Genomic DNA, 8047 nt, shown 5'->3' on the forward strand with positions numbered 1-8047 from the left:
CGTCTCCACGAACGGGTAAAGGAAATGGCGGATTGCGTCAAAGGCCTGAGTTCGCCACCCAACTTCGCCGCGTGTGCGGTCGGCCTGGTGATTCTGGAGGTGTTCAAGACTCTCCAAGTGCTTGCCAAAGAGAAACACATCGCTCTGCGCATGGACGGCCTCGATACTCTGCCGGAATTTCAGGCAGACGAACGCCGTCTTTACAATGCGTTCTACAATCTCATCAACAACGCAATTCCGGAGACTCCGCAAGGCGGGTCGATCACGGTCAGCGGGTATCTCGATCAAGAAACCGGAGGCATTGCGTTGGCCGTCACCGATACCGGGCGCGGCATGCCGCCGGAGATTCGAGATCGTCTCTTCTCAGCCCGTGCCGTCAGCACGAAGAAAGGCGGAACGGGACTGGGCACCAAAATCGTGAAGGATGTGGTCGATGCCCATAAAGGTAGGATCTGGGTGGAAAGCGCTCCTGGCGTAGGCACGACCTTTCATATCCGGTTTCCTCTCGATCCAACCAACGCGCAATTGCAAATCAGCTGAGCAAACTGACAATTACCCTCACAATCACCGGCACTGTCCACCCTTTGATCCTCGTTCCACGCGCATAGCTGTCTGGTCACGTGTTTCGCACCAAATGAAACGGGGCGCATCGGTCTACCCTATTCGACCGACACGCCCCGTTTCGTTCATTCAGCCAGACCAAGCTCCTCAGTGTGATCGCACACCGCACACTGGCCGAACTAGGCTGATGTAATGGTCCGATTTAGACGTTGAAACTATCCTTCCATCCGCCTTCGGCAACGGCTTTCTTGACCGCCCCCAGCAGTTTATCGCGATCAATCGGCTTCGACAAAAACTCGACCACACCTTGCTTGAAAAGCGTGGTGGCTCTTTCGACGGTCCCCGCGCCGCTCAGCACGATGACGGGACAGGATGGAAACTGCGAACGGAAGTACGGAATCGCTTCCATACCGCTCATCTTCGGCATATTGAGGTCGCAGATAATGGCGTTCAGCGCAAGCGGGTTATCCCCGGACTTGACGGTTTGAACCCCGACTTCCCCGTCCTCGGCTTCGATCACATCGTATCCCGCCTTGGACAAAATCAGCCGAACCGATTTTCTGACGTCGGCCTCGTCGTCGACGATCAATACTCTCCCTTCACTCATACCTTCCTCCTTAAAAAGTTAAACCCGTGAAAATCCGACCCGCCCCTTTCCTCTGAAGCGAGCAGGTACCATAGGACAAAGACCCGAACCATCCCCTCAGATGAGGGGATACCTATTTTGTGGGTATTGCCTGTTCGCTCACGGGGAACATAATTGCATACGCAAGAGCTTGCAGGATGGCTTGCACGCGTTGCATCGTTCGCCCACTGGACGAAGGCTGGCTGAAGGCCTGTGGAGAGGAACCATGGGTCGTGAGCTTTCATTTCCGAGGCGTTGACGTACCATGAACTTATCTTTTCGTCCTGATACGGTCGGCGATTTGTTGAAATTTCCGCGGCTGTCCCCTTACAGCCTGATTACCTTTGGGCTCCTTGCGGTCATTGCTCTGCTCGACATCTACGTGACACCGACATTGCATGTCGGCGTGTTCCTCTATCCTGTATCTATTCTGACGGCACTCTGGTGGGGTGGTGAACGCGCCGTTATTTATGTCACTGCGGTCGCCATCGTCCTGACGATGTTCGAACGATGGTCTCATCCTTCCGGAGGCTTTCGTCTGGACAATTTCAGCCCGATGATCGGGACAACAAACAATATTGCCAGCCTCCTCTTGCTCGTCCTGTTTGCCACCGCGTGTGTCTGGATCGCCAGACAGCAGTCGAAGTACCGTCATGCCCAGGACAGCCTGACCGATCTCGAAGCGAAACTCACCGCTGTCGTTCAATTGACACCTGATGCCCTCATCGTTGCCAATGCTGAGGGCACCATCGTGTTCTGGAACAATAGCGCCTGCAGCATGTTCGGATACACGGAGGAGGAAGCGCTCGGCCAACCCCTGACACTTATTATCCCGAAGCGCTATCACGAGGAGCATCTGGCTGGATTTCAGCGCGTGTGTGACACCGGGCAGTCTCGCTTGCTGGGACGCCCTATTGAAGTGTCCGGCCTTCGGAAAGACCGCACTGAATTTCCTCTCGAACTGTCCCTGGCAACCTGGCAAACGAAGGGAGCACGATTCTTCAGCGGTTTCCTTCGCGATCTGACCGACCGTAAGCGTTTGGAAACCAGACAGGCCGTTCAGCTGGCAATCAGCCAAGTGCTCATGGAAGCCGAAACGGTTGAACAAGCCGGCAGCAACATACTGCAGGCCGTCGGACATCTGGCGAATTGGGAGGTCGGGTTGATCTGGCTGCTCGATCAACGCACCACCACACTGCGCTGCGCGACCGTGTGGGAGAAGTCCTCCAGGCAGGCCCTCGAACAGTTTCTCCAGAAAAGCCTTGTCACGACATTCTCATCTGGCATCGGATTGCCGGGCCGGGTCCTCGCCAGTGGAGAGCCGGACTGGATTACGAATGTCGTCAGAGACGGCAACTTTCCCCGCTTGGAGTTGGCGCGTGATGCGAACCTGCACGCGGCATTCGGATTTCCCATCAAAGGGACGACAGGCGTCCTCGGCGTCATCGAATTCTTCGCCCATGAAGTTCGCCCTCCTGACACGGGGTTACTTCATACCTTTGCCGATATCGGCCTCAAGGTCGGACAATTCGTTGAGCGCAAACAAATGGCCGATGAAACGGCTGCACTCGTTCGCGAATTGCAGCTGGCCACGACCGCCTCGCCGACGATCCGGGGACTGTTGCCCATCTGCGCCACGTGTAAACGAATCCGGGACGAAACCGGTTCCTGGCATGAAGTCGAACATTTTATCGCCGATCACTCAACGGCAAGTTTTTCTCATACGGTGTGCACAACGTGCGCACGGCAGGTTCACCCGGACTGGGACACGGCTTAGCGCGCCGGGAATAAGGGAGGATGACCATGCGATTGGCTCTCTACGATGCGCCGCCTAATTTCTCGACACAAACAGGGCACGTACAGACTATCGTTGTATTTGTCGACACCGATCCCTCAATTACTATTGTTCCATCATTATTATGGAGAGGTTTGATATGACAACGCCGCCACTCTCGGAAAGAGTCCCCGGTTCCACCAAAGTTGACTCGCCGGATTCATTGGCGCGGCTACTTGCCAGGCGGGAGCTTGAACTCGCGGCTGCCCAGCGGATGTCGGAGGTGTTCTCTCAGAAATTCAGGCTTCAGGACCTCCTTGAGCAATCCCTCCGCATTGCACTCGACGTCGTCGACGCGGAGAACGGTTCCGTCCTGCTCGCCGACGGTGAAAAGAAGACGTTGGTCTTCTACCATTCGATCGGTGAACACCCGGTACCGGCAGGAACTGAGATCCCCTGGGACGAAGGTATTGCCGGAACGGTCTATAAAACAGGGCATCCCGAAATCGTTCCCGATGCGCAAGCTGACCGCCGTCATTTCAAAAAGGTTGATCAATCGACGGGCGCCGTGACGCATGACATGATCACCATCCCGCTCAGACGGTGGGAAGGTGACCCGATCGGTGTGATTCAGGTGATGAACAAGCGTGGCGGCGATTTCCTCGATCGCGACGATCTGGCGATTCTCACGATCATCTCCGCGCTCGCTGCCGTCGCAATCGAGCATACGAGATTGGTCGAATCAGCCAAGCTCGCCGAGGTCGCGCAGATGATGGGCGACATCACCCACGACATCAAGAATCTCCTGATGCCTGTGGTCTGCGGTGCAGGTATTCTTCAGGCCGAAATCAACGAACTCCTCGACCACCTGCCGGACATTGAGGTGAAGCGAGCCAATGCCAGCCGGGACCTCTGCAACGAAGTCATTTACATGCTGAAGGAGGACGCGCATCGGATTCAGGACCGGGTGAGGGAAATAGCCGATGCCGTGAAAGGCCTCAGTACGCCGCTGGATTTCTCGGCCTGCGAAGTCAGCATTGTTGTCAGCAACGTCTTCCGGTCGTTGGGCAAGCTCGCACAGGAAAGACAAGTCAGGCTTGTTACGGAAAATCTTGAGATGCTTCCTATGATCGTGGCCGATCAGCGGCGGCTGTACAATGCGTTCTACAACTTAATCAACAACGCGATCCCGGAAGTCTCCCCCGGTGGCTCTGTTGCCGTGTGCGGCAAGGAGGCGCCCGGCTCAGAAGGAGCAATCCTCGTGTCCGTCATCGATACCGGTCGGGGCATGCCGCCGGAAGTTCGCGACCGCTTGTTCACCAAGCGCGTCATCAGCACGAAACCAGGCGGAACGGGTCTCGGGACCAAAATCGTGAAAGACGTCATCGATGCCCACGGAGGGAACATTTGGGTGGAAAGTGACCCCGGAGTGGGGACCAAAATCCACATGCGGCTTCCCCACGCTCCGGCATCGTCCCCACGTTCCTGATCCGCCTGTCATACGGATGCTTGTATCGCAAGCTCGGATGCGTGGCTGTGGAGAGAATCGCCCCGCCACTTCCTCCCCTGCGACAGGAAGACTCCTCGCTTTCGCGACTCACCATACTACGGAATCTATCTTCTCGATATTGGATTGTACCGGCACTCGGTAGGACGCTCAGGAAGGAATCCCTATACTAGCCCAGCAATGCCTGTTCTCCGATGGCCCGCCTGACGGCATCAAGCAATGTTTGAGCCTGCGCCGGCTTGATCAGGTAATCCACGACGCCTTGCTTGAATAAGAAGGCAGCGCCTTGAACATCCGGATGTCCTGTCATCACGATCACAGGTACGGATGGCAGTTTAGCGCGGATGAACGCGATGACATCGTTACCTTTTACATTCGGCAATCCAAGATCGCAAATAATGGCATGAACAGGCGCTCCGTTGGGATAATCCTGAACTGCCGCGATCGCCTGCTCGCCATCCGAGGCCTCCAACACTTCATAGCCTCCCTGCTTCAGGACGAGGCTGACGGTTTTTCTGACATGTTCTTCGTCCTCGACGATGAGAACTCTTCCCATCAACATCACTGTCCCTCACCGGAGTTCATACCAAAATCAGCACTGCAACGCACGACCACCCAGAGAATAGTAGCACTGCCAAACTTCCTATAGCCCCGCTGCCTCTACACAACAATCCCCACGAATAGGTATCCCTCCAGATGAGGGGAGTAAAGGTCATCCTTGAATTGCGGAAATTGCTGCTATCCCCTCAAGTAGATACCCCCCTCGTTTGAGGCTATTCACTCCTGAACCTATCCCCAGTAAACTGCAACCCATTGAAGTAAGGGCCTTTGCGAATCATTACCAGCGGTGGCCTCCCCTCCACTTTTACCTTATTATGGAGGCCTGACCCCCCCGTGAGCGAGGAGAGCGACCCTATGTCTTTTACTATTCTGGTCGTCGATGACGACGCCTGTATCAGGGATACAACCCGCCTTGTTCTTGCGCGGGAGGGCTATCATGTCTTGACCGCGTCGGACGGCAAGACCGCGATGGATCTGATGGCCACCCATACGATGGCCGACAAAGTGTCTGCCCTCCTGTGCGACCTTGAAATGCCGAACATGGATGGCAAGGAACTCATTGAACGGTTCAGAAAACAATACCCGGGCGTTCCCATCATTGTACTAAGCGGAGCATCAGATTCGATGTTTCTCGAGGGTATCGTCCAAGAAGGCGTTGGAGATTGGGTCCGCAAACCGGTTACGCGTGAGACGTTGCTCGATAAAGTGAAAACCGCCACCAATCTATACGCGCTACGGCAACAGCATAAATAGGCAACCTTCAGACGTTCTCTGGTTGAAATGCACCATGTCTGATGAATCAAGGTTGCGGAATATCTGGCGCAAGAAGCCGGCATAAAGGATTCATGTTTCTCCCTGACTCGCCCCATCATTCATTTCCGCATCCTTCCAGGGAGTATAATCTGATCATCAACAGAAGGGAGCTACGGCTGTGAATATCAAAATACTCGGATGTCACGGATCCGACAGTATTTTGGACTCCAAGAGCGGCCGCCTCCCCTGTAACACCTGCGGCTTCCTTTTGAATGGATCGGTCCTCCTCGATGCCGGCACCGCCGCCAGCGCGCTGTCGCTCGTTGAGCAGAAACAGATCCGGCATATCCTCCTTACCCATATCCATTTCGATCACATTAAAGGACTCCCTACGCTGGCCGATAACTTGGGTGACCAGATTGACATGCCCATCATAGTGGCCGGTCTTCCTCCGGTTATCGACGGCCTGCAGCGGCATATTTTTAACACTGAGGTGTACCCAAACTTCTTCGTTATCCCGACGGCACAGAAACCCATCTTGGAGTCCAAACCGCTCAAACCGGGAACCTCTTATTCCTTTTGCGATATCGACATCATGCCCATCCTCGTGAATCACACTGTTCCCACAGCAGGCATGGTCGTGCAAAACAAGACGTCTGCTTTTGTGTATAGCGGCGACACTTATTGTACCGATGAGATCTGGCATGAGGCCCGCCGTCTCCCCCACCTCAAGGCGGCATTCATCGAATGCTCATACCCCGACTCCATGAACGACCTTGCCCGTGCGAGTAAACACCTGACGCCGTCATTGTTCGCTCAGGAATGCGAGAAGCTAAATAGGTCAGACATAACCATTTACGCCTACCACATGAAACCCGCATTTAAATCGAGGATCGTCGAGGAACTTCGACATTTAAGGATCCCAAATCTGATTGTTTTGGAAGAGGGACAGCAATTGAGCATTTCGTAACAACGAACACCGCTGAAGGCAACGAAGAAGGACCTGCACATGTTCAACAGTAAAGCCATTCTCATCGACGCTTTTGTTGAACGGCTCCACCGGGCTTACCGCGTCATGTACGGTCAGCTCGAACCTGACTATCCCGGCATCATCAGCTGGGCAGGTCGCATGGCTCTGGAATGTATCGCCGACAGCGATGCTCCCTATCACAATATTGACCACACCATGATGGTGACGTTAGTCGGCCAGGAGATGCTCGTCGGAAAGCACCTCCGCTACGGCGGCGTGACGCCGCGCGACTGGCTCCACTTCGTCATTTCCTTGCTCTGCCACGATATCGGTTATGTCCGTGGAGTTTGCCAGGAGGACATCTTCGGATCCTACGTGACCGGCGTGAAGGATGAACGCGTCACACTACCGCGTGGTGCTACGGACGCATCGCTGACTCCCTATCACATCAATCGGGGGAAGCGGTTCGTTCAGGAACGGTTCAGGAGCCATTTCCTGATCGACGGCAATATTATTGCCGCCAACATCGAGCGGACCAGGTTTCCTGTTCCCTCTGATAAGGATCATCAAGGGACTTTGGACTACCCGGGTCTGGTCCGCGCTGCCGACCTCATCGGCCAGCTCGCAGACCCGCAGCACTCGAAAAAAAGCACCGCTCTTTTTTACGAATTCAGAGAAACTGGAACCGCCACGGAGCTCGGCTTCGAGACTGTCGACGATCTGCGCGACAATTACCCCACCTTCTACTGGAATGTCGTCGCTCCATATATACAGGATGGATTGCGTTGTCTGAATGTGACCCAGAAGGGGAAAGAATGGGTGGCGCATTTATATTCGAACGTATTTTCCGTCGAGCATCAGGAACGAATCAGAAAGGCTATGGGATAGATCGTTCCGGGCAATTCCACTTCTCCCCTCCTGTAGACACTTCAGCCTCGAGTCAGGTAATATCCAAAATCTTTCTCACCATGCCCCCCTTGTGGCGGTGTAGCTCAGTTGGCAGAGCAGCGGACTCATAAGCCGCGGGTCACCCGTTCGATCCGGGTCACCGCCACCAAACCACACTTCGTGTGTACCGACGGCTATTCAGGGATTTCTAGTTATTGATGCCGTCAGATAAATACCTCCAGTACTCCTCTTCTAAAAGACCGCACATCGCTCGTCCCGGCAACCCTTACTTGCTTGCGATGGCTCACATGACCTCTAGAATAAGCCACCCTGCGAAGTGTAAATGCCTTTCACCATCCGTCTCTTCCGTCGCTTTCCTATCTACTTAAGCGATAAGACGCCTTCGAG

8 protein-coding genes and 1 tRNA gene are annotated in these 8047 nt (G+C 54.7%); 7 read left to right on the forward strand and 2 right to left on the reverse strand.

What is annotated here, in order from left to right; all coding sequences use genetic code 11:
• Nucleotides 1-540: sensor histidine kinase (locus ACWVCN_RS09100; RefSeq protein ID WP_455245252.1), on the forward strand; the 540-nt coding region annotated here is incomplete at its 5' end.
• 223 nt (nt 541-763) lie between these two features.
• Here ACWVCN_RS09100 and ACWVCN_RS09105 read toward each other — a convergent pair.
• Nucleotides 764-1168, reverse strand: a complete 405-nt coding sequence (locus tag ACWVCN_RS09105; protein WP_455245253.1) for a response regulator — start codon at nt 1166-1168, stop codon at nt 764-766.
• 283 nt (nt 1169-1451) lie between these two features.
• Between ACWVCN_RS09105 and ACWVCN_RS09110 the strand changes: the two genes are divergently transcribed.
• Together ACWVCN_RS09110 and ACWVCN_RS09115 are read left to right on the forward strand one after the other, a co-directional pair.
• On the forward strand, nt 1452-2963 hold the full coding sequence (locus tag ACWVCN_RS09110) for a PAS domain S-box protein (protein ID WP_455245254.1): 1512 nt from the start codon (nt 1452-1454) through the stop codon (nt 2961-2963).
• 157 nt (nt 2964-3120) lie between these two features.
• Entirely contained in the window at nt 3121-4449 is a 1329-nt protein-coding gene (locus ACWVCN_RS09115) for a GAF domain-containing sensor histidine kinase (protein WP_455245255.1), read from the forward strand.
• 187 nt (nt 4450-4636) lie between these two features.
• Here ACWVCN_RS09115 and ACWVCN_RS09120 read toward each other — a convergent pair whose 3' ends face one another.
• Nucleotides 4637-5023 carry a response regulator gene (locus tag ACWVCN_RS09120; protein ID WP_455245256.1) on the reverse strand — a complete coding sequence of 129 codons (387 nt, stop codon included), beginning with the start codon at nt 5021-5023 and terminating at the stop codon, nt 4637-4639.
• Between the two features lie 359 nt (nt 5024-5382).
• Between ACWVCN_RS09120 and ACWVCN_RS09125 the strand changes: the two genes are divergently transcribed.
• The 4 genes from ACWVCN_RS09125 to ACWVCN_RS09140 all read left to right on the forward strand — a co-directional run bounded on the left by ACWVCN_RS09125 (nt 5383) and on the right by ACWVCN_RS09140 (nt 7808).
• The gene (locus ACWVCN_RS09125; protein WP_455245257.1) at nt 5383-5781 is read left to right on the forward strand and encodes a response regulator; all 399 of its coding nucleotides are present in this window, start codon (nt 5383-5385) and stop codon (nt 5779-5781) included.
• A gap of 178 nt (nt 5782-5959) precedes the next feature.
• The gene (locus ACWVCN_RS09130; RefSeq protein ID WP_455245258.1) at nt 5960-6751 is read left to right on the forward strand and encodes a 3',5'-cyclic-nucleotide phosphodiesterase; all 792 of its coding nucleotides are present in this window, start codon (nt 5960-5962) and stop codon (nt 6749-6751) included.
• 39 nt (nt 6752-6790) lie between these two features.
• A complete protein-coding gene (locus ACWVCN_RS09135) occupies nt 6791-7639 on the forward strand; it encodes an Npun_R2479 family HD domain-containing metalloprotein (RefSeq protein WP_455245259.1) in 849 nt (282 codons plus the stop codon).
• Nucleotides 7640-7732: 93 nt separating this feature from the next.
• Nucleotides 7733-7808 (forward strand) — tRNA-Met (locus tag ACWVCN_RS09140).
• Nucleotides 7809-8047 lie beyond the last annotated feature (239 nt).

Source organism: Petrachloros mirabilis, from assembly GCF_975968855.1.